Source organism: Shewanella sp. JNE2 (genome assembly GCF_023159115.1).
In the GTDB taxonomy this organism is placed as follows: Bacteria; Pseudomonadota; Gammaproteobacteria; order Enterobacterales; family Shewanellaceae; genus Shewanella; species Shewanella putrefaciens.
Genome location: NZ_CP096169.1, coordinates 1,372,119 through 1,395,163, shown reverse-complemented (window position 1 = coordinate 1,395,163; position 23,045 = coordinate 1,372,119). Strand labels below are relative to the sequence as shown.

The window sequence follows — 23,045 nt, the reverse complement described above, 5'->3', positions numbered from 1 at the left end:
ATTAAACTGAAAACAAAGTGAGCAACTTTACTCCTGTAGAACTCTGCTACACTTAAATGAATATATCAATAAAAACAGCACCCTAATAATTAATGCCCTAGGATGCTAAATAAATCCACCTAGAAACGGCACTAGCAAGAGGCAATAAGCCCTATGTTAACACTCAGCATTAAACAAAAAATGATCTTAAGTTTTAGCGCTATAGGTGCCCTGCTTATTGCAGGAAGTGGCTTTTTTTATTATTCACTCACCCAAGTGCAAATGGCTTATCAAAATATTGAAACCTTAGCGGTTCCAGTACAAAAACAGAGTAACAGTTTGCAGTTAGTGTTACTCAAAATGTCACGGCTGGCGACACTCGCCTATAGCCAACAGGACAGTTCTGCTTTAACTCAAAGCAAACAAGCTTTTACCGCCCTGCAGGGAAAGTACCAAAATATCGAAAATGAATTAGTGCAGAGGGTTGTAGATCAACCGCAAATGCAAACGTCATTGAAAGAAGCGCAAGTAAAATACCAGTCTTACTTACAGCAAACTCAGGCCATGTTTGAAGCTAAACTCGCCAGTGAACAGGCAAAACTGCTTTATCAACAACTTTTTAACCAGCTAAATGAAGCCAAAACTCAAGCCAGTAATGCCATGATCGATCTGGAAACAATTGCCCTGCCAGACAATCCAGTCTTACTCGAAGAAATTATCGGTACAGGTACACGTATCGACGATATGCTTTACACCTTAAGTAATACTATGGGAGAACTTACACACACTAAAACGGTAAATACAATTGATTCCCACCAACAAGATGTTGGTTTACTGCTGGGTAATCTCAATACCAATTTTAGCTTTTTAAAACAACAAACGATGGGAATAGATACCCTAGATTTGCTATCCATTTTTGAACAACAACTCGCCATTATTTCCTCTTTACTCGCGACACCCGCCGAACTTTATCAAACACAAAAAAGGGTCGTTGAGGCACAAATACAAGCTGAACAACATTATCAAAATGCCGACAAAGATTTTAATGCTAATAACCTTGCCTTAGATAAATTAATCACCTTAGCCGACCGCCGATTTAGCAATCTGCAAACCATTGCCAGTAATGATATTCAACAGGGTCAAACCTTAGCGATTGTGCTCACACTGGTATTTATCGTTATGGTGAGTTTTATTTCCTTCTTTACCTCCAAAGCTATGCTCACCCCTTTGGCCCAAGTCAATGGCGCGCTCGCAAGCATAGCTCAAGGGGATTTATCTAAACGTATTCACAAACACCATGACGATGAATTTGGCACCTTGATAGATAATATGAACACCCTAAGTGACGATCTTGCCAAGCTACTAACCAACATCAGCCAAAATGCCCATTTATTGGACAGCTCTGCGACTCTAACCAATGAACAAGGCCAGCGCATCGCCAATGCCGCAACGGCGCAAATTAGCCGCGTCGATGAAACGAAAGCCTTGGCAGAACAGATGTTTACTAGCTCAAATCTTGTGACAGAACAAGCATCAGAATCCGCAGAACAAATCAACCAAGCCTCCCAATACGGTAATCAAGTAAAACAAATTGCCGATGATAACCGTACGAAAATCACTGAACTCAGTGCACGTTTAAGCCATTCAGTCGAAATCATGTCACGTTTAAGTATCCATAGCGATAATATTGGGGGCATTTTAACGACGATCAGCAGCATCGCAGAGCAAACCAATTTACTGGCATTAAATGCGGCAATTGAGGCGGCTAGAGCAGGAGAACACGGTCGTGGTTTTGCTGTAGTTGCCGATGAAGTGCGATCGCTTGCTTCGCGTACCCAAGCCGCCACCGCCGAAATTCAAACCATGATCACGGCTCTGCAACAAGAAACGTCCACTGCAGCCGATGCGATTAGGACGGGCCAACATCAAGCGAATGAATGTGTTGAACAAAGTCAGGCGCTACATGGTGCTATCGGTCAGATTGAAGCCTCATTGTATTCAATTAATCACATGAGCCAACACATCATCCAAGCCGCCCATGAACAACTTAATTACAGTCAGCGAATTGAGTCGAGCATGAGTGAGGCGGCACAATCTGCAGACCAAAATGCCAATGAAGCCATGGACATGGCCAAACGCAGTAACGAAGTCACTCTGCTTGCCCATTCACTCACCAGCTCAGTAGAGCGGTTTAAATTGTAGGGATGATGGGACCTAGAATCTAGGCGTACTCCATCAGAAATTCATCGAGTTGTTCGTTGGCAATTTCAATCTCGTCACCTTCGAACTGGGCAATATGAAACATCCCCTCACCTTCGTTAGTCACAGGGATATTACTTATTCCGATGATAATACCGTCGGTTGGGGCGCGAATGGCCACACTGTCACCACCGTGAGGACTGACGATATGGGCAATAATATAGCCCTTAGTCACCCGTTGGCCCAGTTTAAGCTTCATATTCACTAAACCATCGGATTCACTGCGAACCCAATAACTGCGAATAGCACTGACACTCGGTCCTTTATTGCTCACTCGCCCTTTAAGCATATCTAAACTTCGCATCACATTGAGCACACCTTTAAGGCCTGATTTTATCGACAACTCGCTAAAGCGTAATGCCTCACCAGCCTCATATAAAATGCAAGGAATGCCCTGTTGATTAGCGTAACCTCGCATAGAAACACCGCGCGCTTTAGAATGCATGATCAGCGGTGCACCAAAGGCATTCGCCATGGCGAGCATAGTCTCATCATTCGTATCACAGCGAATTTGCGGCAGATTATCCCTATGGACGGCCCCTGTATGTAAATCAATCACATGGGTTGCATGCACTAATAACTGAGTCGCAAACAGATTAGCTAAACGGCTTGCCAGCGCCCCTTTACTGGAACCTGGGAAACATCGATTTAAATCACGGCGATCGGGTAAATAACGGGATTGCTGAATAAAACCAAACACATTCACTATAGGCACCACAATTAGCGTGCCCGCCAGATTCTTTGGATTGACCCTAGCTAATAAACGCCGACAAATTTCAATGCCATTGAGTTCATCCCCATGAATGGCGGCGCAGACCAGTAAAGTCGGACCAGGTTTGGCTCCGTGAAACACTTCCACATGAATTTCGAGTTGCGTATCGGTATATAATTTTGCGACTGGCAACTTGATCCCAAGTTGAGTCCCCGCAGTGACTCGTTTACCTGCTAATTCAAATGCTTCACGTCTTTTTACCATGGCAACTCCCTTGTTCTATCAAATGTTATCCCGTGCGGTTGGCTCATGTTTACCGCATTTTTGCCAAAGTGATCCGCTATTGCATATCAGCCTACTTTAAAGACTAAAGTGGGATTTTAAACGAATTATTGCGGCTCAAATTGATTCAGCCAAGATTTTAAAATCTGCAGTAACACAGGCCTATCTTCAACGCTCACGCCCGCGAACAACGCACTTTGACATTGAATATGCTGAGGTAATGCCTTATCAATGAGCGCCTTACCCTCAGCAGTTAACGAGACATGAACACCACGACGATCTTCCTTACTGTGCTCCCGTTCAATCAGTCCCTTATTTTCGAGTCTGTCTAAACGACTGGTCATAGCGCCAGAACTTAGCATCATGCTCTGATAAAGTTGTGAAGGCGAGAGTGTGAACGGCTCTCCCGAGCGCCTTAACGTCGCGAGCACATCGAACTCCCCCTGACCTAAGCCAAATTCGGCGTGGCATTGCAGCAGTACCACTTCGATATATTTCGTTAAACGAGCGATTCGCCCGAGCACAGCCATAGGGATCAAATCCTCAGTCACCCCTTGCTGTTGCCACTGTTCAACAATTCTATCGAGGCCATCTTCTTTGGTATTCGAATCCGCTTTCTTTGTATCCGTAGAACTCGCGTTAGTATCCGCAGGACTGGCATTAGTTAGCGTCATTTTAGCTGTCATAGATTTATCTCAATATAAAGATTCTTTACATCATCCTTTACATCTTAGTCATTTTCTCGCAGAATTAAAATATCTTTATATCAAGATACATCTGAAAGAGATTCTTTTTGAATTGTAGTGATGTGGTTTCAACCTACTGTTGTTGAAAGGAAATCATCATGAGTATGCTAAATGCTGCTACAAATCACTTTTTCAGCAAATCAAACTCAGCTTATTTTTGGAGACAATCCATGCGATCCCCCCAGACAGAGAAAGCGAATTTATTGCTGCTCGGACTCGCGTTCATCCTTATTGGTCTAAATCTACGTCCCATTCTCGCCTCCGTTGGGCCTTTACTGCCCAGCATACAAAAGGATATCAGCTTAAGCTTTACCTTAGCGTCTATGCTGACATTGCTGCCCGTGCTCGCCATGGGGCTGGGTTGTTTTGCAGGCTTTAGTATCGCTAAACGCTTAGGATTCAATACCGTAATGACAGGATCATTGCTACTGCTGATCGCCGCTACTGCAATGCGCTTCTGGGCGATAGATGCCAATTGGCTTATCTGCTCGGCATTACTGGCTGGGGTCGCAATCGCCCTCATTCAAACCATAATGCCCGCCATGATTAAGCTTAATTTCGGTGAACGGGTGCCCTTAATGATGGGGCTTTACGTCACCGCCATTATGGGCGGCGCCGCATTAGCGGCGAGTAGCGCGCCTTTTATCGAGATGCACTTAGGTTGGCGCGCGGGTCTAGGTCATTGGACTTGGCTAGGCATATTCGCACTCGTGCTGTGGCTCCTGATTAAACATAAAGCTGCATTACCTAGCCAAGCAAAAGAGCAAGCTTTGCAACTTAACTTTTGGCGTTTTCGTCGCAGTTGGTTATTGGCGATATTTTTTGCATTAGGCACAAGCTGTTATGTCTGCGTACTTGCATGGCTAGCCCCCTACGCGGTCGAGCTAGGTTATAGCCAAACTCAATCGGGATTAGTGTTAGGTTTTTTAACCAGCATGGAAGTAATCGCAGGCTTAGTGTTTCCTTGGCTTGCCAGCAAGTCGACGGACAGACGCGCCATCATAGCCCTACTCTGCTTGCTACAACTCATTGGCTTTATGGGACTGGCACTCGCCCCTCAATTATCGCTATTTTTATGGGCGGGACTTGCAGGATTAGGTATTGGCGGGATTTTTCCACTCGGGCTGATTGTCACTATGGATCATCAACAAAATCCTATATTAGCAGGTAAATTAACTGCCTTTGTACAAGGTGTGGGATATACCATAGCGGCTATCTCGCCTTGGATTGCCGGATTAATTCGCGATAATTTCAACAGCTTTAACAGTGCTTGGCTATTACTCGGTGGCTTAAGTGTGATCGCGTGGATATTATCTTGGCAATTTAATCCGCAGGGCTATGCACGCCAATATCAAATCACCCGCTGCGTATCTTAACCATCTAATTTAAAATAAAAAAACGCCATGTCGGCTAACGATCATGGCGGTTTTTATTGTGTTGAGCTAAATAAATCGCGCTCACACTAAGCGAAACTTAAGACTTTTTAACGAAGCACGTCAGAATCACAATACGAGTACCGTTAACGCGGCCTTCGATATGCTCTGGGTTGTTGGTCAAAGCAATGTTACGCACAGCTGTGCCACGCTTAGCCACAAAGCTCGTGCCTTTCACGTTTAAGTCTTTGATGATGACCACAGTATCGCCAGCATTGAGCACTGCACCATTACTGTCTAACGTTGGCGTCGCATCGTCACCTGCTGCGGCAACTTCGGCATCACCCCACGCTTTTAAATCGTCTTCAAGGTAAAGCATATCCAGCAAATCTTGCGCCCAGCTTTCGCCATTTAAGCGCTTAAGCATACGATATGACATCACTTGAACTGCCGGTACAGGACTCCACATGCTGTCATTCAGACAACGCCAGTGGTTCATGTCCATGGTATCCGGTGCCGCTATTTGGTCACTGCAGGTTTCACAAATCATGATCTCATTGTCACGGCCATCGGAGGCTGGCAGATCATAAATAGAGAGTTCAAGCTCGCTGCCACACAGTTCACACTTGCCGCCACAGCGACTTAGCAATTCATTTTCAGTCATTTTTCTGTTCTATATGCCTAGTAAAACGCGGATTATGCCATAAAATGGCATTTTTCGGCAGGGGGCCGAGGCAATATAACCCTATTTTTTATGAGCTATATATACCTAGTCCACACAGCCTTGGTGATTTATCTTTAAAATTCATAGGCTAAACTCAAACGGACATCACGCCCAGCTGCGGGTATCCCATCGGAGAGAAACGGTACCACTTGCTGATTGGTGAGATTTTTTACCATCAAACGCACACTTAATCCCTTTAAAATGGCTTGAGGTTCATAGGCAAAATACACATTCTGTAGGAAATAATTCTCGCTGGGTGACTCGGCATTAAAGATATCACCGTGGGGAACATGATCTTGAGCGTCATACCAAGCGCCCTGCCAAGCGATAGAAATGTCATCGGTGATATACATGCCTAAACGCAGGCGAATATCGAGTGGGGCTATGTTAGCTAAATATTCATCGTCATCTTGGCTATCTCTGAGCGAACCATTGTGTTTACCTTGCAGCCATGAAACCGCAAGATCACTGAACACATCTTGATAGCGATATTGGGCTTCAAAATCGGCACCGTAAATATGGTAACCATCAAGATTTGTGTAACCACTTTGAATTAACTGGGTTTTATCAGACTTAGCTCCGCGGCGCTGGGCAATATCATCACGGCCTAAGTTGGCAAACAGGGTGATTTGCGTCGATAAGGCATCCTCATTGGCAAGTACATGCTGGTGCTGCGTCATTAGGCCTAATTTGAAGGCATGCAAGCGTTCGACATCAATGTTGCGACTCGTGCCAGTGATACTCGCCTTAGCGTATTGCACGGCATAAATTTCATCCACCACAGGGGCTTGCAGACTATAGGCGTAATCAAAGTTTAACCGAGCGTGATTTGTCAGTTGGTAATCTATACCTAATCTTGGTGAGAAACCCGAATGATGGGTCGAGCTATAGTCGTGGCCCGCAGCAATATCGTTGTAATCTGGCGCAATATTTGGCCTACCTATACTGTAGATAAAGTCATATCGCAGCGAGGGAGTCACAGTTAAGTCATTAGTAATATGAATTGCATCGCGAACATAGGCGGCATAGGTGTCTTGGCGACCTTCAGGTTGATAGTAAGGTGTGTACCAGCCAAAGTTTTTCTCAGGATTCTTCTCATAACTCTTGTTAAACACAAGCGAAGTGCGGTCAAGACTACGGTACTGTAATCCAGTGGTGATCTCATGGTCGCCAATCAAACTCAAGTTATTGATATCAATGTAGTCACGTTTGTAATCTAGCCAAGATTCATGGCCGAAGTTGCCTACGGAAACCGTCATTTTCTCCCACGCGATATCGGGTCTTACCCAGTGGCGTGCATTCGCCGAATGGGAAATGACCACTTGGGTATCGATCAGGGGATTACTCGGCGAATAGCGATAATTAGCCGACCAAGTGTTGTCTTCATAAGTGTTGTAGGCGGTTGTGGCATACAGAGCCTGCTCGTAGGAACCGTACTTTTTGATGTTGTAGTCCGAAATTGCAGGCATAGGGCCACGGCGGTTAGCCCAAGGTTTGCGGCCCTCATCAAGATAATGGGTCACGCTCAACGCTAATTGGTGATCGCCCTGTGCGTAATCCATCTTACCTAGGTAGTTATTTTGCTCATAGCCTGAATATTCATACTCTTCACCATTGGCTAAGGTGACGTCCCCCGCATCGCGACGCGTCAGATGCAGCAAACCAGATAGAGATGAATTCACGCGGCCATAAACTGTCCCCGTATAACCCATAGCGTCATTATTGCTGGCGTAGCTGGTTTTGACTCGCGCGCCAAGGGATTGATCATATTTAAGAAAATCATCAGCCGATTTAGTGACAACATACATGGCACCACCAAAACCGCCATTGCCAGAGCGCACATCATGGGCACCTTTAATCACTTCCACTCGCTTGATGAGATCAGGATCGAGGAAAAATGATCCATAGCGATACTGCTCAAATCCCACCGGAGCATTATCCACATAAACATTAAAATCTTCAGTCTCGCCAAAGCCCCAGACATTAATACGTTCACCACCACGGCGAGTGCCGCCATCAATATGGGCGCCGGCCATATCATCGATCACTTCGGCGAAAGTTGTCGCCTGCATCTCCTCGATTTGATCCATGGAAATAATCGCTTCACCGGGTTTAGTCACCGTCATCACACGTCGATACTGTTGTCCGTGAACTTGTATGACTTCAATGGGCTGTACTTTCGGTTCACCCAGAACATCCGATGCAAGTAACGGTAGTGAAGGTAAAATCCCCACAACAAATAGACTGACTTTCGTTTTTAACTTCCCTAATTTAGGCTGATAACACATTCAGCATCTTCCTATTTACGACTCAATGTAAAATTAGGGCGGCATTATAGGCATCAAAACGAAAGATAAGAATAGTTCTCAATTAGCTTTACATGTAAATAGACAAACGATAGGAAAACCTTTCATTGGAAAATTTAAGTGAAGATCTTGCTAAAGACTGGCAGTATTAGTACCAAATTAAACAGCACTTTATCCTCTTGATAGCATTCTTTGGCAGGATAAGTGAAGCATACGGGCGACTCGCCTCTGCTTCGCTTGGTTAACATCTATGCTGTTTGCACTCGTTTTATATGCATTAATAAGGTTCATCGATAATGGCCACTTTAACAACTAACACCCCCATCGCGACGGGTTCAACATTCAGCGCAGCAAGCCTGCAATTTTTAAATAAACTGGCACAAAACAACTCCCGCGACTGGTTTAAAGCCCATCAGGCAGAATACGAAGAGACTGTGCGAACACCTGCACTGCAGTTTATCGAGCAAATGCAGCCCAGTATTCTCGCCCTCTCGCCTAGGCTCACTGCCGTACCGAAAAAAGTCGGTGGCAGTCTGATGCGTCCACAGCGAGACAGCCGTTTTAGCAAAGATAAAACGCCCTATAAAACCAATATCGGTATTCAATTTCGGCATTTTCAAGGTAAAGATGTGCATGCGCCAGGACTATATTTGCACATTGCCGAAGACGGCTGTTTTATTGCCGCAGGGATTTGGCACCCAGAATCAAAAGCCTTAAATGCCATTCGCACTTGTATCGATGAAAATCCCAACGGTTATAAAAAAGCATTACAAACCTTGCAAAACCATGGATTTACTATGGATGGAGATAGCTTAACTCGCCCCCCAAAAGGGTTTGATAAAAACCACCCTATGCTCACTGAGCTAAAACGAAAAGATTTTATCGCAGTTAAAAATATCGCCTTTGAGGAGCTCTGCCGCCCAGATGCCGCCCGTTTTTGTGCCGAGCAGTTTGCACATTGCACTCAACTGATGGCCTATTTGTGTTTTGCGCTCGATCTCGATTTTTAAAAATATAAGGAATCATCATGATAGATTTATACACAGCCGCGACCCCTAACGGTTTTAAAATTTCCATCGCACTGGAAGAAATGGGACTTGAATATCGTGTCCATAAATTAGATTTCAGCACCAGTGAGCAAAAACAGCCCGAGTTTATCGCCATCAATCCCAACGGTCGCATTCCCGCCATTATCGACCGCGATAACGAGGATTTTGTGGTATTCGAATCGGGTGCGATTCTGCTGTATCTCGCCGAAAAAACAGGTAAATTCCTGCCAGCCGATCCTAAAAAGCGCTCACAGGTGATCCAATGGTTAATGTTCCAAATGAGCGGCGTCGGTCCCATGATGGGACAAGCCAACGTATTCTTTAGGTATTTCCCTGAAAAAATCCCCGCTGCCATTGACCGTTATCAAAAAGAAGGTCGACGTTTATTCGAGGTTATGAATACTCAACTAGCTACAAATCAATACCTTGCAGGTGACGAATACACGATTGCCGACATCGCCACTTGGCCTTGGGTGCGGATCCACGAGTGGAGCGGCATCAATATGGAAGGTCTGACACATTTGCAACGTTGGTTAGATGAGTTAGCACTCAGACCCGCGTGCCAAAAAGGCATAGTCACGCCACCACCGGTGGAAATGAGTGATGAAGAACGGGCTAAGCAAATCCAAAAGATGGTGACGAAATAATTACCTTCCAAGCGGTAATTGAGCGATAGTCTGCAAATAACCCTTTGTTACTGAATGCACTATGAGTTTCAGTGACTCAACCACAAAAAGCCCCGCAAGTTGATGCGACTTTGGGGCTTTTTTTATGCCTGTTATCGGGCAAAACTGCTACACTCTGCGCCACTTATTTTTCCCCTCTGTTACAGTTATGCCTCCTACATAAGGCGCAGCCACAGAGAGCATAATTCAGGCTAAATTTATGGGTAATCCAAGCAGCTTCTCTTCCGACAAGGCATCCAACTCAAACACATCGTCAGCGTTAAATGCAGAGGCGAGCACCCCAGCGCAAAAACGTGCGCTCAGTTACGCCAGTACAATTAAGCAATTATTCGATGAAATTCAAAGCAGTAAAATGCCCGCCGACCGTATTCTGGCCAACTACTTTAGAGAATATAAAAAACACGGCTCTAAAGATCGTAAAGTCATCCGTGAATCTTTGTTTAGTCTATTTCGCTGGTGGGGTTGGTTTCAGCGAATAGGCGATCAACAAGCATCAGCGACTTATTTTGCCAGCCTAAGCGCCAGTGCGTTATTGGAAGCCCATGCTTGGCAAGATATCGCCACAGCTTGGCATGAGTTATCGCAGTCGCCTATCGATTATCAACTGGCTCAAGCGCTTGCCGTTGACAGTCTCGACGACAAACTCACGCTAATGCAGCATTTATTTCCCGCGGCGAAGCTTAAACCACAGGATTTATTACCCGACTGGTTCTGGCAAGTGTGTCCTATTGATGCGGCTCTGCAAACGCAATTAATTGAGGCTATGTCCAGTCGCCCACCAATTTGGGGCCGCGCACAGGGGATCACTAGCCAAGATGCGGCGACACAACTGCAAGCGCTTGGCATCGATGCTAGTTATGGTCATTACTTTAACGATGCCATTAACCTTGGCAGTAAGAGTATGAATCTTAATGAAATCGCCCTGTATAAAGACGGTAACATTGAGATCCAAGATTTGGCTTCACAGGTCATAGGGCAAATTTGCGCGCCAGAACCCGATGCCCATTGGTGGGATGCTTGCAGTGGTGCAGGTGGTAAAACCCTGCAACTGCGCTCTTTGATGTTAGCTAAAGCTGCTGATAACCAAACACCCTCTGCGGGCAGCATCATATCGTCCGATATTCGCTCCAATGCCCTAGAAGAACTGACTAAGCGTGCCCAAAGAGCCCACTTTAACAATATTAGCGTGGCCCGTTGGAAGAGCGATGCCCTGCCCGTGCCAGCGGATCATTTCGACGGTGTGTTAGTCGATGCCCCGTGCAGTTGCACTGGCACTTGGCGACGTAACCCCGATATGCGTTGGTTGGATGGTGTTGAAGCCGTGGCCGATAAAGCCGCGTTACAGCTCGATATTTTAAGCCGCAGTAGCCGAGCAGTTAAAGCGGGCGGCGTACTCGTTTACGCCACGTGTTCCTTGTCGCCGCTCGAGAACCAAGACGTGGTGACGGCGTTTTTACAGCAACATCCAGAGTTCACGCTCACGCCGATACGCCATCCTTTTACGGGTGAACAAACAGAAATGTTGACCGTATGGCCCTTTGAAGCAAATAGTGATGGTATGTTTGTCGCGCGTATGCTGCGCAACAAGTAACACTAACTCATTATTTTTATTGGATCTTCGCGCCCTAGATTTTGGGCGCATATCATCACGCATAAAAAACACTACATTCAGTAAATAATAATACTGATTAGATATCAAAAAGATAAGTGTGAAAAATAACAGGTAAATTCACTGTAAACCGATGCTTATCATGTAAGCAGGTTATTGGACAAAACTTTTCACCATCAATGATGAAAAATTTCGCTTTAGCTTCATCGCACCTTTGGGTAAAAAGATCGAGTGCTGAAAATGGCACAGGTATTTTTTGGAATTTTGACCATGTCACACTCCTATGAATTTGACGACGATGATGCGCCATGGGGCGATAACGTCAAAGGTAAACAAAAAAATAAACGTGTAAAACAGCGACGTAGGGATACAAAACGTCGTTTCTCGGACGATACAGAGGTGGATTTTTATCAGCATAAATCGAAGTAACCTAGCTTTTAAGAATTTGTGTTAACAAGTTCGCGTTTTATGAAATCTGTCAAATCCGAGCAAGTTGGATACCCTCCAACTTGCTAGTTCACTCTACTGATCCTCTCTCAGCCTTTCTCAATATGTTCAGTTGTAAAATCAATAGATTAATTAATATACTCCGCACTTAGATGATAAATGCCGATTTTGCACTGTAAGCGTCTTAGTGGCTTAATCGATGAAATAAATACAAAGGGTATAAAAAAGCCGACCAAATGTTCACTTTGGCCGGCTCAATAATCAACACAACGCTAAGACTTAAAAGCGGAATTTTCCACCGATATATATACCATCTTCGAAGGTCAAATCTCGGGCATTATCATATTCGAATGCGAGTTTCCGGTAACCGACATAGAGTGCCATATTGGGCGTAAGACGATACTGGACTTTTGAATCCAACTCATAATGACCATCGACATTGCCAAATGATAGGACAGAAGGCGCATAATAAGCCGCAGCGTGGAGTGAAATATTGGGTCCCATGGAAAGGATATAACGACCTCCGACAGAAACAGCACTGCCATTGGGAGCCTCATCAGCCCAAAGTTGGCTCAATTTTGCCCCAACTTCAAAGTGATGAACACCAGTATCATGGGTCATATGCATAGCCCCCTGGGCAATATGACCACTATCATCTGAGTAGATATAACCTAATACTGCATTCGTATCTTTACTCAGTTGCAGTTCTAACTCTGCAGAAACCACGTCATTGTTCAACCCAAGATTAAATTCTGACGCATTCACTTGCAGCGCTGCTGCGCTCAATAATAAAACACTTGCTACTCTGAACTTAGCCATAAAAACACCTCAATAATGACTGTGGGTAATCGGCACGGATCATACCGAAGAAACAAAGAAAATCTGCATATTTATGTAATCAAAGAATGCTTTTTACAAATCAGAAACCAAAAAGATCATAATAAAAACATATAAGTGATAAATTCGCTTCACTTACTGATTATTTAACCACCAGTAGGTGTTCGATCCCCCACCAAAGACTGCATTACAGTTTCAACATTAATACTGTCTTCTAGGGTTAAATAATACCAACCAACAGTATTTCCCGTACCACGGATACTTAAATAATCACGCCAAAATTTAAATCCCGCTTTCAATAGATTGGCTCTGCTAGAGATATTTTCCGCTCGAATGGTTGCAAATAAGATGGCAATCCCCAGAGATTTCGCAACTTCAATCCGTTTTTGTGTCAATCCTTGCGCAATCCCTTGACGTCTATATAAAGGTGATACAACTAAATAACCAAACTCCCCTATTTTGCCTTCGCCAGCTTTAATTGCTGCACAGCCAACAATATTTCCTTGGGGTGTTTTTGCAAGAACCACTGCACGAGAGCGAAAAAAAACTGAGTGTTCCAGTGGGTGAGCATTATCATCGCGTTGCTCTATTAAGCTTGCTGCTAACATTAACTCCTCTGGTTTCTCGCTCAGCACAAACTGAATGCCACTCATATCAAAATTATCCATCAATATTATTTATTGGTTAAACCCCTAAATGCCGCCATGTTCCATTATAAATAGAGTAAGGTTGCCATGCCTAAGAAAGTAAAAAAGCCCACCACATCCGTAACTGTCGTTAAAATGACTGAACCTGATAATGCCGCATCTTGATTAAACTTTTGTAATACCATAGGAACCAGCACTCCAGCTAACGCGGCTACAGCCATATTAATCAGAATGGCACAGGCAATTACAATGCCAATGGTATTGTCACTAAACCACCAACCAGCGACAATACCAATCACGATGGCCCACAAAATACCGTTGACAATCCCTATACCCAGTTCGTTTTTCATTAATGAAAACACGTTACCTACCGAAATTTGCCCCATCGCCATACCACGGATCATCAGTGTCAACGATTGACTACCAGCAATCCCGCCCATAGAAGCGACGATCGGCATCAATACTGCCAGAGCAACAACCTGTGAAAGCACATTTTCAAAAAGCCCGATAGTGGCTGAAGCTAAAAATGCAGTGAGTAAGTTAATACCGAGCCAAACAGTTCGACGTTGAGCGCCTTTCATAATAGGTGCAAATAAGTCGTCTGACTCATCCATACCTGCTGTTGCCATTAATTGCGCCTCATAGTGCTCACGCACTAACGCCGTTGCAGTTCGCAGCGTCACGCGGCCAATTAACTCACCCAGATCATCAATAATGGGTAATTCAATTTCACGGCTATGTTCAATCGCTTCAGCCGCATCCAATAAACTCGTATCGGCGAACAAGGCTCTGCTATCCGCAGCTAGAAGTGAAATTAATAACTCATCGGGATTGTGCTTAAAAATATCGTAACGCCTTACCGTACCTTGATATTTATCTTCATCATTAACGATAAACAGATTGTCATTACAATCGAGTTCTATACGGCGGAAAAAACGCTGTGCCTGAGCAACGGTTGCCTTATCACTGAGAACCAACATTTGGTGATCCGTATAGCGACCAATTTGATTCTCTGAATATTGATCATATAACTCAAAACGTTGTCGCTGACGCTCCCCCATTTGCGCCAATGCACGGTCAGTAAAACTCTCGGGGAGGTAATCGCTCCATTCAATTAAATCTTCTGGGCTTAATTGCGCAAATAACAAATCCACTTCATTATTTGGCATCCGCTGCAAAATCCCCATACGGGGATCGGCACGCATCAAGCTGAGTACTGTGACACGTTCACTAAACTCAACCTGCTGCCAACGCTCGTAACGCTCATCTAAAGGTAAAGACTCAAGCACCAGAGCAATGGTGCCAGGTTCCGCCTCGTTTAGAATTTCGCTAAAGACCTCAGCTTGCTCTTCACCTTCTACATCAGTGAGTTGTTGAACAACCTGTCCCACATCTACCTGAGTGTTTGTTTCATATTCGGCTTGATGTTCAGTCACATGAACGCCCTTTTTTACAACTAAATTAACGTAACTATATTGATATTTAAGATAATTAGCAAACAAGACAACTGAATTGCACACAAGTATATTGTTATAAATTTATTTATTAATTATGCTATTGTCCTACATAAGGGAGAGATAAACATGACATCAAATATTTACAGCCATACAGCAACAGATATTCAAGGCAATACCGTATCCTTGGCACAGTATCAAGGTAAAGTCTTATTGATCGTTAATACCGCTAGTGAGTGTGGATTTACACCTCAATACAAAGGGTTAGAAGCACTGTATAAACAATTTCAAGATGAGGGATTTGTGGTACTCGGTTTTCCTTGTAATCAATTTGGTGCCCAAGAAAAAGCAAATGAGGAAGGGATCCAACATTTTTGTGAATTGAATTTTGGGGTGACTTTCCCACTGTTCTCTAAAATTGAAGTGAACGGCGAGCATACCCACCCTCTATATCGGTATTTAAAAAAAGCCGCTCCAGGAGTTTTAGGCACTGAAGGGATCAAATGGAACTTCACTAAATTTTTAGTTAATCGTCAAGGTGAAGCCATTGAACGTTTCGCGCCAACGACAAAACCTGAAGCATTAACCAGTAAGATTAACGCACTGTTAAAATAATTTATTGTCTATCCATCTGAAAATATTCAGTTAAAAAAATAAATTAATTTTTTTAATATAAAATTGAACTTTAACCGTACGCACCACTCAAATGTATTGAACAGCGAATGTCTTTTTCATGTTCATCATTCTCCCAAGGGCTTCTAGCGCAGCCCCTTGACCTAGGAGTAGGTCACTAGGCGACCGTTTGGTTGCCTTTTTTTATCTCTTCATTTCACTTTTACTATGCCCAAAATGTTGCTATTTAGGTTGCTTGAACATATCCCAAAAAATATTTTCTCTTTTTTTCTAAAACGAGTGAACTTTACAAAAAATGATGACTCTGAATATACGTAAGGATTAGCAAATGAGATTAAATGCACACTTGGTAGTGGGGCTTGTTAGATAAAGAGCTTCATTCAAATGATACAGTTTCTGTTTTATCGCATTGAGTCAGGTTGGTTAGTCGTTCATCATCATCTCCCTTTTGGGATACAACGGAAAACACGCTAGCGCACTGAATTCTTTTGTATTCTACTCTGATTTTTTATGGCAACCTCTGGTTGCCATTTTTTTATCTCAAATTTATGGGCATTTTAACGACTTATCCAACTGTACTTGAATCGATGGATGATACCCTTTACGAGCTTTAGCATAAATTTCTTTTAATTCGGTATCATATCCAGCAATTTGTAGTTCTGCATAAAGCGCTCGCACAAATTTACCTCGGCCAATGCGTATCAAATAAGCACTTAAAGCTGGCAAAACTGGATCATAGTGATTACGAATTGCCACTCTAAACCAATCACAGGCAATTTCTGCATTCTTAGATTGGGTGAAATGAAAAGTGTCATCAAGATCCATCAGTTGGACTTGGGTCAAAACTTCAGGTAATTGACTCAAAAAATATTGCCAGTGGTGAACTCGCCAACCTTTAACGGTTAAATGACTTGCCGCTGTCCCCTGTAAAAAACACGCCAGTGCATCATCCACTTTATCTAAACTCGACGAAGTTGGACCTCTATACCATTCTGGTAAGCCTTCACCATAAACCCACTCAAGCAGCTCTACTTCACTTATTTTATCTGGATATGTTTGTAATATGGTTGCTTGAGCATAAGTGACAAACTCCTCGGTCGTGATGGCTTTAAAAGCAAAATGGCTCACATATTTGATTAAAAATTTATCGAACTCAATCCTTCCGAGTCTATGTTCTAGATCGTGAACAAACATGGAAGCTTTATCATAGGTAAAGCGATTAAACGCAAGATTGGGATCGTCCAGTTGCACATTCGCAGGTAAGGTTTGTTTGTATTTAGGTAACGAGGTCATTTCCTCTTTTAGACGGCCAAACTCTATCACCCACTCTAATTCAGCCTGTTCTTTACCATAAACGGCTTCGACAATTCGATTGGTAAAATAGGTGGTAAAACCTTCGTTTAACCAAAGATCCCGCCAAGTTGCATTGCTCACTAAATTCCCTGTCCAAGAATGGGCTAACTCATGGGCAACGGTTGACACCAAACTTTTATCCCCAGCAATCAAGGTTGGCGTTAAAAACGCCAATCTTGGATTTTCCATTCCACCAAAGGGAAAACTCGGTGGCAGCACTATGATGTCATAGCGATCCCACACATAGGGACCAAGTAATGCTTCAGCAACCTCGAGCATATGTTCGGTATCATCAAATTCGGCAACGGCAGCCTTAAGCATACTGGGTTCAGTATAAACGCCACATCTTGGACCTATTGCTTGGAAAGCTATATCTCCTACAGCTAATGCCATTAGGTGAGTAGGAATGGGCTTTTCCATCTCAAATGTAAAGGCGCCTTCTAATGGGGTTTCTGGATGATTCATAGCACTCATTACAGCACGCATCCCCTGTGGTACATGTACCTTAGCGTCGAAGGTAATTCGCACTTTGGGGCTATCTTGCAGTGGGATCCAGCTACGAGCATTAATGGGTTGCGATTGACTAAAGAGGTAAGGTTGTTGTTTACCCGCGGTTTGTTCTGGCGTTAGCCATTGCAACCCTTGTGCATTGGGGGATGTTTGGTATTCAATACAAATCTGATAGCAAGGAGTGCGAGGTAAACGAATACAGAGTTTTTGCCCTAGGATTGGATTGTTTTCTTGGAATTCAAAATCAAGGAACTCTACATTAAGGGGCTCTGCATTAACGGTTGTCACGGCAAGTATGGTTAAATCTCGAGTATCAAGCCAAAGCTCTGCAACATGTGATTGCACAAAGTTCAATGACAGTGTCGCTTTACCCGTAAGGCGCTGAGCATAAAAATCCACCGATAGCTCCAAAGAGACATGGGTCACTTGCACCTGTTCGCTATTGGCAAAAGAATGATAATCTCGGGTCAGATCCCAATCGGTATTGATAAATAAATGACTGTGTGTTGATTCTATCGACATAGCCTCGATAACCTGTATTCACTGTAGCAATTAAGACACATTATCGACTGCAAATTTAGTCAGACGCAAATGGTATGATCAGGATGTATCATCGGATTTTTGTAACTAAGCATATTCTAGGCATTTGCCGTTTAAGGGGGGTAGGTTGATAAAATGCTGTTGTAGAAAGCATCTATTACGCAGTATTAATCTTTTTATATAAATTTTTTTGCTCTTTGTGTGAACTAATTTTCAAACCTTGAGTCAGATATTATGAACCGAATCTTTGCAATGAGTTTCTTCGTTCATCATCATTCTCCTTTAGATGGTTTCTAGCGCGATCATCCCGGTATTCCGATTTGGAATTTATAGCAACCTACTTAGGTTGCTTTTTTTTATACCTTCGTTTGTACTTAAATCTTTCTCTCAAAGCCTCCCCATAAAAAAGGACCTCCGAAGAGGTCCTTAAGTGTGATACGACTTAACTTACAAGCGAATACCTAATTGCTCTAAATCTTTAGCAACAACGCTTTTGGGTAAAGTGACATAACCGTCTTTCTCTACCACTTGCTGACCTTGCTTAGACAGCACATAACGGATGAATTCTTTTTCCATTGGCGCTAAATCTTTGTTTGGTTGTTTGTTCACGTAAACATATAGGTAACGTGATAATGGGTAAGTACCGTTAGCTGCATTTTCAGGTGTCGCTTCGATAAACTCATTGCCTTTCTTGGCAATAGGCACAGCTTTTACACCTGCTGTAACATAGCCAATTCCAGAATAACCCACAGCATTAAGTGATTGAGATACTGATTGCACTACCGAAGCAGAACCGGGTTGCTCATTCACGTTGGCTTTGAAATCACCTTTACAAAGAGCATGTTCTTTAAAATAACCATAAGTACCAGATACAGAGTTACGGCCGTAGAGTTGAACATCTTTTGCTGACCAGTTACCGTCAAGGCCTAAATCACCCCAACGTTGGATATCACTGCCACCACATTTGTGCGTAGAGGAGAAAATACCATCAACTTGCTCTGCAGTTAGACCTTTAATTGGGTTGTCTTTATGTACAAACACAGCTAAAGCATCAATTGCTACGCGAATTTCTGTAGGCTTATAACCATAATGCTTTTCAAACGCTTCAATTTCGTTGGGCTTCATCTTGCGGCTCATAGGACCGAACTGTGAAGTCCCTTCTGTCAACGCTGGTGGCGCTGTAGAAGAACCAGCAGCTTGAATTTGGATATTAACGTTAGGGTACATGTGCTTAAATTCTTCAGCCCATAATGTCATCATATTGGCTAAAGTATCCGAACCTACAGATGATAGATTGCCTGATACGCCACTTGTTTTCTCATAAGTAGGCAGAGATTGATCAATCGATGCCATGGCAGTGGCAGAGAATACACCAGCGGCAGTAAGAGTCATCGCGCCGACAAGCTTTTTCAGTTTCATTATATGCTCCAGTAGTAAGCTAACTAATTTCTAACTAAGTTTCTTCAGACGCAGCCAGTATCAATTGCTACAATGACAATTCTATGTCTGTGATGTGACACTTAGATGACAATGTCACATTTTTATATTTTTTTGAGTTCACCGTCCTGCAAAGGTGAGATAAACAAAATAAAACAGGCCGTAATGGCCTGTTTTTATTATTAATAAATCCAATATTTTACATATGCTATTTCTTGCGTTTGATTAAATGCAGCGGGATCACAAAGCTAAAAGTACTCCCTTTTCCCACTTCACTTGTAATCGTTAACTCACTATGGTGGTGATTAAGTGCGTGTTTAACAATCGCCAGCCCTAAGCCACTGCCGCCGGTTTGGCGAGAACGAGCGCTATCGACACGGTAAAAACGCTCCGTTAAACGAGCAATGTGTTGTGGTGCAATACCTTCCCCCGTATCTGTCACACTAAAAAGCCCGCCCGTAGCCACACTTCGCCACTGTACGGTAATTTTGCCGCCAGGCTCTGTGTAGCGAATAGCATTAGAAATTAAATTAGAACAAGCACTTCTAAGTTGTAACTCATTACCGTGTGAATCGAGTCCTGATTCACAGTAAAAACTCAACTCATACCGATCTTGAGCAAGTGCTTTCGCTTCTTCTTTAAGGACTTCCATTAATTGCGACATATTAACGGTGTTCTCTAAATTTATATCTGCCGCATCTTCAATTCGCGAGAGCACTAATAGCTGTTCGACCATGGATTGCATGCGTTGAGTCTGCTGCTGCATTAATGCCAGCGGCTTGACATTCATCGAATCAGGCTCTGCCATACTTTGCATCATTTCGAGGTAGCCCTGTAACACAGTGAGCGGCGTTTTAAGTTCGTGTGACACATTAGCGACAAACTCTTTACGCATTCCCTCTAGCTGACGTATACGAGTAATATCCCGCGCAATTAATAACAATTGTCTGTCACCATAAGCCATGATACGGATTTCAAGTAAACGCTTATCCGATACAGGCGAAGGTAACTCCAGCGGTTCTTTATATTGTGCACTTTTGATATAAGCGGAAAAATCAGGATGGCGGATTAAATTATCGATTCGTTGACCATTATCCTGCGGCCACACAAAACCGAGAATCAGTTGCGCTAACTTATTACACCATAAAATATTATGCTCAGAATCAAGCACCACAGCAGCATCGGGTAATGCTTCAGCTCCTTGACGGAATCGTGCTAAAAGCGCAGCAAGTTGCCCCACTCTACGGCGGTTTTTTCCCTGTAGGCGATAAATACCATTAAACACGCCCTCCCAACTACCGCTCCCTTGAGGTGGAGTGAGTTTTTTGTCTCGCCACAGCCAAAAGTTGAGACGTGTCAATTGCTGGTAATGCCAACACAGTAAACCGAGCAGACCAACAACGAGTATCCAGAGGGGCTTCCCTACCAATAAACCAATTAGCAAACAAAGCAGTAAATACACTGCCAAGCGTGTAAACAACCGGTACCCTGAATAAGAGTTAAACATAAATAAACCCAGACATCAGGCTAAATAAGAGAAGGACAAGATAGCCTAAAAGGCTACTTGTGCCTATCACTCATCAGCACTATATGCGTGTTGAAAAACGATAACCTGCACCACGAACCGTTTGGATCAAGCGATCATGACCAGACTCTTCAACGGCTTTACGAAGGCGTCTGATATGCACATCAACGGTTCTGTCTTCAACATACACATTAGTGCCCCATACATTGTCGAGCAACTGTTCACGGCTATAGACGCGTTCAGGGTGTGTCATAAAGAAGTGTAATAAACGGAACTCAGTCGGCCCCATATCAAGAACAGTATCACCCACACTCACCCTATGGCTCACAGGGTCAAGCAATAAGCCTTGTACATCAATGGTTTCTTCTAAACGAGTCGGTGCACTGCGACGCAATACAGCCTTAATACGTGCGACCAGCTCTTTTGGGGAAAAAGGCTTAGTAATGTAATCATCGGCGCCAACTTCAAGGCCTTTGACTTTATCTTCCTCTTCGCCGCGGGCGGTTAACATGATGATCGGAATTTGGCGGGTGAATTCATCTTGCTTTAAACGTTTTGCCAATTGAATGCCACTTCCGCCAGGAAACATCCAATCTAATAAAATCAGATCGGGGTAAGGCTCCTTTAGCAGCGCAATGGCCGAATCAAAATCTTCCGCCGCAGAGGTGGTAAACCCATGCTGTTCCATTACAAAAGTCAGCATCTCACGGATAGCTAACTCGTCTTCTACTATCAATATCCTTGCAGTCATAAGTGATTTTCTGTCAGTGAATGTCAACACGACTATTATTAGTCATTTTTATTACAGATTTATGAATAAGCGCACTATTTAAGCCATACAGTAACAATATTTGTCACAATAAGTTTATATAACTGTTTGTTTATAGCAATAAAAAAGGAGGCAACATGCCTCCTTAATTGAGTCTTAATGCTGAATTTAGAATTTGTGTTCTAAGCCAACACCTATATATTTGTCATCATCTGTAGACGCTTCTAATGAACGGTTCGTGTAGAAAGCGAATAGTTTAGTTGGTTTACCTAAGCTGTAATCTGCACCTACTGACCATGAATCACCAAGGTCTTCCATATCTTGGAACTGTGCTTTTAACGTCACAGCATCAATATCATAGGCAGCGCTTAACAGATAACCGTTAACACTATCTGTGGAGACTTCAACAGGTAAGTTAGTTGAGTCTAATTTGTAAGTTTGTTCTTGTTGCTGGAACATACCGCCCAATTTAATACCCGCTAACTTAGCTTGTAATGTGGCACGAACAATCTCATATCCTGACACATCAGAGTCATAGGCAATAGATGCATAAACGGGAGTTTTCTTCAGCTTTGCATCACCATACATGGCCGCTAAACTAAAGCCGTCTTGAGCAAATTGATCTTTTACAGCATTTCCTTCGGCAACATAGGTCACACCAAAGACAAAATCACCCATTGAAGGCGTGAGGTAAGTCGCCGTTTGAGCTGCGCGAACTTCACCCTTGAATAGTTTACCTAAGTCACCAGAAAGATCGTTGAATTGGTCAACATCACCTTGAGAAATTTTCAACAGGGTATCATTACGACCCACAGAGAACGAACCAAAAGCACCTTTCAAACCAACAAATTGGTTACGTGCAGTAAAGTTATCGCTTGATGCATTACCAGTATCAACTTGATATTCCACAGTATAGAAAGCTTCAAGCGAGCTAGACAGCGCAAAATCGCCCTTCACACCAAAACGAGAAGCATTACTTTGAATAGTTGTTGTAGCATCACCCTTCTCATCATTTGATTGAGCGGTGACATTCAACTTACCATAAACAGTCAGTGGTTCAGCGGCATAAGCTGAAGCCAGAGTTGTAGAAGCTAGCGCAGAAGCAAGTAGAGTTTTACAAAAAACGTTCATCATTTAATCCTTTCGACGTTATGTTCGTCTTGGTTAT

19 protein-coding genes are annotated in these 23,045 nt (G+C 43.4%); 7 read left to right on the top strand and 12 right to left on the bottom strand.

Translation table 11 applies throughout. The features are described from left to right. Positions 1 to 153 precede the first annotated feature (153 nt). Complete coding sequence (locus tag MZ182_RS06270) at positions 154 to 2,181, top strand: methyl-accepting chemotaxis protein (RefSeq protein ID WP_248065663.1); 2,028 nt, start codon at positions 154 to 156, stop codon at positions 2,179 to 2,181. 19 nt (positions 2,182 to 2,200) lie between these two features. On the opposite strand, the gene MZ182_RS06265 is transcribed toward MZ182_RS06270, so the two are convergent. After that, entirely contained in the window at positions 2,201 to 3,214 is a 1,014-nt protein-coding gene (locus MZ182_RS06265) for a succinylglutamate desuccinylase/aspartoacylase family protein (protein WP_115015689.1), read from the bottom strand. 125 nt (positions 3,215 to 3,339) lie between these two features. Further along, on the bottom strand, positions 3,340 to 3,918 hold the full coding sequence (locus tag MZ182_RS06260; RefSeq protein ID WP_248065662.1) for a MarR family winged helix-turn-helix transcriptional regulator: 579 nt from the start codon (positions 3,916 to 3,918) through the stop codon (positions 3,340 to 3,342). Between the two features lie 230 nt (positions 3,919 to 4,148). Between MZ182_RS06260 and MZ182_RS06255 the strand changes: the two genes are divergently transcribed. Beyond that, complete coding sequence (locus MZ182_RS06255) at positions 4,149 to 5,354, top strand: MFS transporter (protein ID WP_061783335.1); 1,206 nt, start codon at positions 4,149 to 4,151, stop codon at positions 5,352 to 5,354. Positions 5,355 to 5,451: 97 nt separating this feature from the next. Here MZ182_RS06255 and MZ182_RS06250 read toward each other — a convergent pair whose 3' ends face one another. Continuing rightward, a complete protein-coding gene (locus MZ182_RS06250; protein WP_248065661.1) occupies positions 5,452 to 6,015 on the bottom strand; it encodes a PhnA domain-containing protein in 564 nt (187 codons plus the stop codon). Positions 6,016 to 6,149: 134 nt separating this feature from the next. Continuing rightward, positions 6,150 to 8,363 carry a TonB-dependent receptor domain-containing protein gene (locus tag MZ182_RS06245; RefSeq protein ID WP_248065660.1) on the bottom strand — a complete coding sequence of 738 codons (2,214 nt, stop codon included), beginning with the start codon at positions 8,361 to 8,363 and terminating at the stop codon, positions 6,150 to 6,152. A gap of 314 nt (positions 8,364 to 8,677) precedes the next feature. On the opposite strand from MZ182_RS06245, the gene MZ182_RS06240 reads away from it, so the two are divergent. From MZ182_RS06240 to MZ182_RS06225, 4 genes are all read left to right on the top strand, one after another. Beyond that, positions 8,678 to 9,391: a DUF2461 domain-containing protein gene (locus tag MZ182_RS06240; protein ID WP_011790069.1), complete on the top strand. Its 714-nt coding sequence runs from the start codon at positions 8,678 to 8,680 to the stop codon at positions 9,389 to 9,391. 17 nt (positions 9,392 to 9,408) lie between these two features. After that, complete coding sequence (locus MZ182_RS06235) at positions 9,409 to 10,077, top strand: glutathione S-transferase family protein (RefSeq protein ID WP_014610189.1); 669 nt, start codon at positions 9,409 to 9,411, stop codon at positions 10,075 to 10,077. Positions 10,078 to 10,315: 238 nt separating this feature from the next. After that, positions 10,316 to 11,707, top strand: coding sequence for an RsmB/NOP family class I SAM-dependent RNA methyltransferase (locus tag MZ182_RS06230; RefSeq protein ID WP_248065659.1), 1,392 nt, complete (start codon positions 10,316 to 10,318; stop codon positions 11,705 to 11,707). A 288-nt stretch (positions 11,708 to 11,995) separates the two neighbouring features. After that, the gene (locus tag MZ182_RS06225) at positions 11,996 to 12,154 is read left to right on the top strand and encodes a small highly charged protein (protein WP_041408228.1); all 159 of its coding nucleotides are present in this window, start codon (positions 11,996 to 11,998) and stop codon (positions 12,152 to 12,154) included. A gap of 297 nt (positions 12,155 to 12,451) precedes the next feature. On the opposite strand, the gene MZ182_RS06220 is transcribed toward MZ182_RS06225, so the two are convergent. The 3 genes from MZ182_RS06220 to MZ182_RS06210 form a co-directional block, all read right to left on the bottom strand. After that, the gene (locus MZ182_RS06220; protein ID WP_248065658.1) at positions 12,452 to 12,991 is read right to left on the bottom strand and encodes a YfaZ family protein; all 540 of its coding nucleotides are present in this window, start codon (positions 12,989 to 12,991) and stop codon (positions 12,452 to 12,454) included. Positions 12,992 to 13,155: 164 nt separating this feature from the next. Further along, entirely contained in the window at positions 13,156 to 13,662 is a 507-nt protein-coding gene (locus MZ182_RS06215; protein WP_025007430.1) for a GNAT family N-acetyltransferase, read from the bottom strand. 59 nt (positions 13,663 to 13,721) lie between these two features. Then, on the bottom strand, positions 13,722 to 15,092 hold the full coding sequence (locus tag MZ182_RS06210) for a magnesium transporter (RefSeq protein WP_248065657.1): 1,371 nt from the start codon (positions 15,090 to 15,092) through the stop codon (positions 13,722 to 13,724). A 147-nt stretch (positions 15,093 to 15,239) separates the two neighbouring features. Here MZ182_RS06210 and MZ182_RS06205 point away from each other — a divergent pair, with 147 nt between their 5' ends. After that, on the top strand, positions 15,240 to 15,725 hold the full coding sequence (locus tag MZ182_RS06205) for a glutathione peroxidase (RefSeq protein ID WP_248065656.1): 486 nt from the start codon (positions 15,240 to 15,242) through the stop codon (positions 15,723 to 15,725). 564 nt (positions 15,726 to 16,289) lie between these two features. Here the strand turns inward: MZ182_RS06205 and MZ182_RS06200 are convergent. From MZ182_RS06200 to MZ182_RS06180, 5 genes are all read right to left on the bottom strand, one after another. Next, entirely contained in the window at positions 16,290 to 18,128 is a 1,839-nt protein-coding gene (locus MZ182_RS06200; RefSeq protein ID WP_248065655.1) for a M1 family metallopeptidase, read from the bottom strand. A 465-nt stretch (positions 18,129 to 18,593) separates the two neighbouring features. Beyond that, complete coding sequence (locus MZ182_RS06195; RefSeq protein WP_011790078.1) at positions 18,594 to 19,565, bottom strand: PstS family phosphate ABC transporter substrate-binding protein; 972 nt, start codon at positions 19,563 to 19,565, stop codon at positions 18,594 to 18,596. Between the two features lie 226 nt (positions 19,566 to 19,791). Beyond that, positions 19,792 to 21,090 (bottom strand): phosphate regulon sensor histidine kinase PhoR, encoded by a 1,299-nt coding sequence (phoR, locus tag MZ182_RS06190; protein WP_011790079.1) that lies wholly within the window; start codon positions 21,088 to 21,090, stop codon positions 19,792 to 19,794. Between the two features lie 79 nt (positions 21,091 to 21,169). After that, positions 21,170 to 21,859 carry a phosphate regulon transcriptional regulator PhoB gene (gene phoB / locus MZ182_RS06185; protein WP_011623460.1) on the bottom strand — a complete coding sequence of 230 codons (690 nt, stop codon included), beginning with the start codon at positions 21,857 to 21,859 and terminating at the stop codon, positions 21,170 to 21,172. Between the two features lie 186 nt (positions 21,860 to 22,045). Continuing rightward, the gene (locus MZ182_RS06180; protein WP_011790080.1) at positions 22,046 to 23,011 is read right to left on the bottom strand and encodes a porin; all 966 of its coding nucleotides are present in this window, start codon (positions 23,009 to 23,011) and stop codon (positions 22,046 to 22,048) included. Positions 23,012 to 23,045 lie beyond the last annotated feature (34 nt).

Bases quoted from the DNA above. Each gene is read 5' to 3' on its own strand.
- phoR (WP_011790079.1), bottom strand. From the start codon at position 21,090: ATGTTTAACTCTTATTCAGGGTACCGGTTGTTTACACGCTTGGCAGTG.
- MZ182_RS06240 (WP_011790069.1), top strand. From the start codon at position 8,678: ATGGCCACTTTAACAACTAACACCCCCATCGCGACGGGTTCAACATTC.
- MZ182_RS06250 (WP_248065661.1), bottom strand. From the start codon at position 6,015: ATGACTGAAAATGAATTGCTAAGTCGCTGTGGCGGCAAGTGTGAACTG.
- MZ182_RS06245 (WP_248065660.1), bottom strand. From the start codon at position 8,363: ATGTGTTATCAGCCTAAATTAGGGAAGTTAAAAACGAAAGTCAGTCTA.
- MZ182_RS06180 (WP_011790080.1), bottom strand. From the start codon at position 23,011: ATGATGAACGTTTTTTGTAAAACTCTACTTGCTTCTGCGCTAGCTTCT.
- MZ182_RS06265 (WP_115015689.1), bottom strand. From the start codon at position 3,214: ATGGTAAAAAGACGTGAAGCATTTGAATTAGCAGGTAAACGAGTCACT.
- MZ182_RS06270 (WP_248065663.1), top strand. From the start codon at position 154: ATGTTAACACTCAGCATTAAACAAAAAATGATCTTAAGTTTTAGCGCT.
- MZ182_RS06195 (WP_011790078.1), bottom strand. From the start codon at position 19,565: ATGAAACTGAAAAAGCTTGTCGGCGCGATGACTCTTACTGCCGCTGGT.
- MZ182_RS06215 (WP_025007430.1), bottom strand. From the start codon at position 13,662: ATGAGTGGCATTCAGTTTGTGCTGAGCGAGAAACCAGAGGAGTTAATG.
- MZ182_RS06235 (WP_014610189.1), top strand. From the start codon at position 9,409: ATGATAGATTTATACACAGCCGCGACCCCTAACGGTTTTAAAATTTCC.
- phoB (WP_011623460.1), bottom strand. From the start codon at position 21,859: ATGACTGCAAGGATATTGATAGTAGAAGACGAGTTAGCTATCCGTGAG.
- MZ182_RS06200 (WP_248065655.1), bottom strand. From the start codon at position 18,128: ATGTCGATAGAATCAACACACAGTCATTTATTTATCAATACCGATTGG.
- MZ182_RS06260 (WP_248065662.1), bottom strand. From the start codon at position 3,918: ATGACAGCTAAAATGACGCTAACTAATGCCAGTCCTGCGGATACTAAC.
- MZ182_RS06255 (WP_061783335.1), top strand. From the start codon at position 4,149: ATGCGATCCCCCCAGACAGAGAAAGCGAATTTATTGCTGCTCGGACTC.
- MZ182_RS06230 (WP_248065659.1), top strand. From the start codon at position 10,316: ATGGGTAATCCAAGCAGCTTCTCTTCCGACAAGGCATCCAACTCAAAC.
- MZ182_RS06225 (WP_041408228.1), top strand. From the start codon at position 11,996: ATGTCACACTCCTATGAATTTGACGACGATGATGCGCCATGGGGCGAT.
- MZ182_RS06220 (WP_248065658.1), bottom strand. From the start codon at position 12,991: ATGGCTAAGTTCAGAGTAGCAAGTGTTTTATTATTGAGCGCAGCAGCG.
- MZ182_RS06205 (WP_248065656.1), top strand. From the start codon at position 15,240: ATGACATCAAATATTTACAGCCATACAGCAACAGATATTCAAGGCAAT.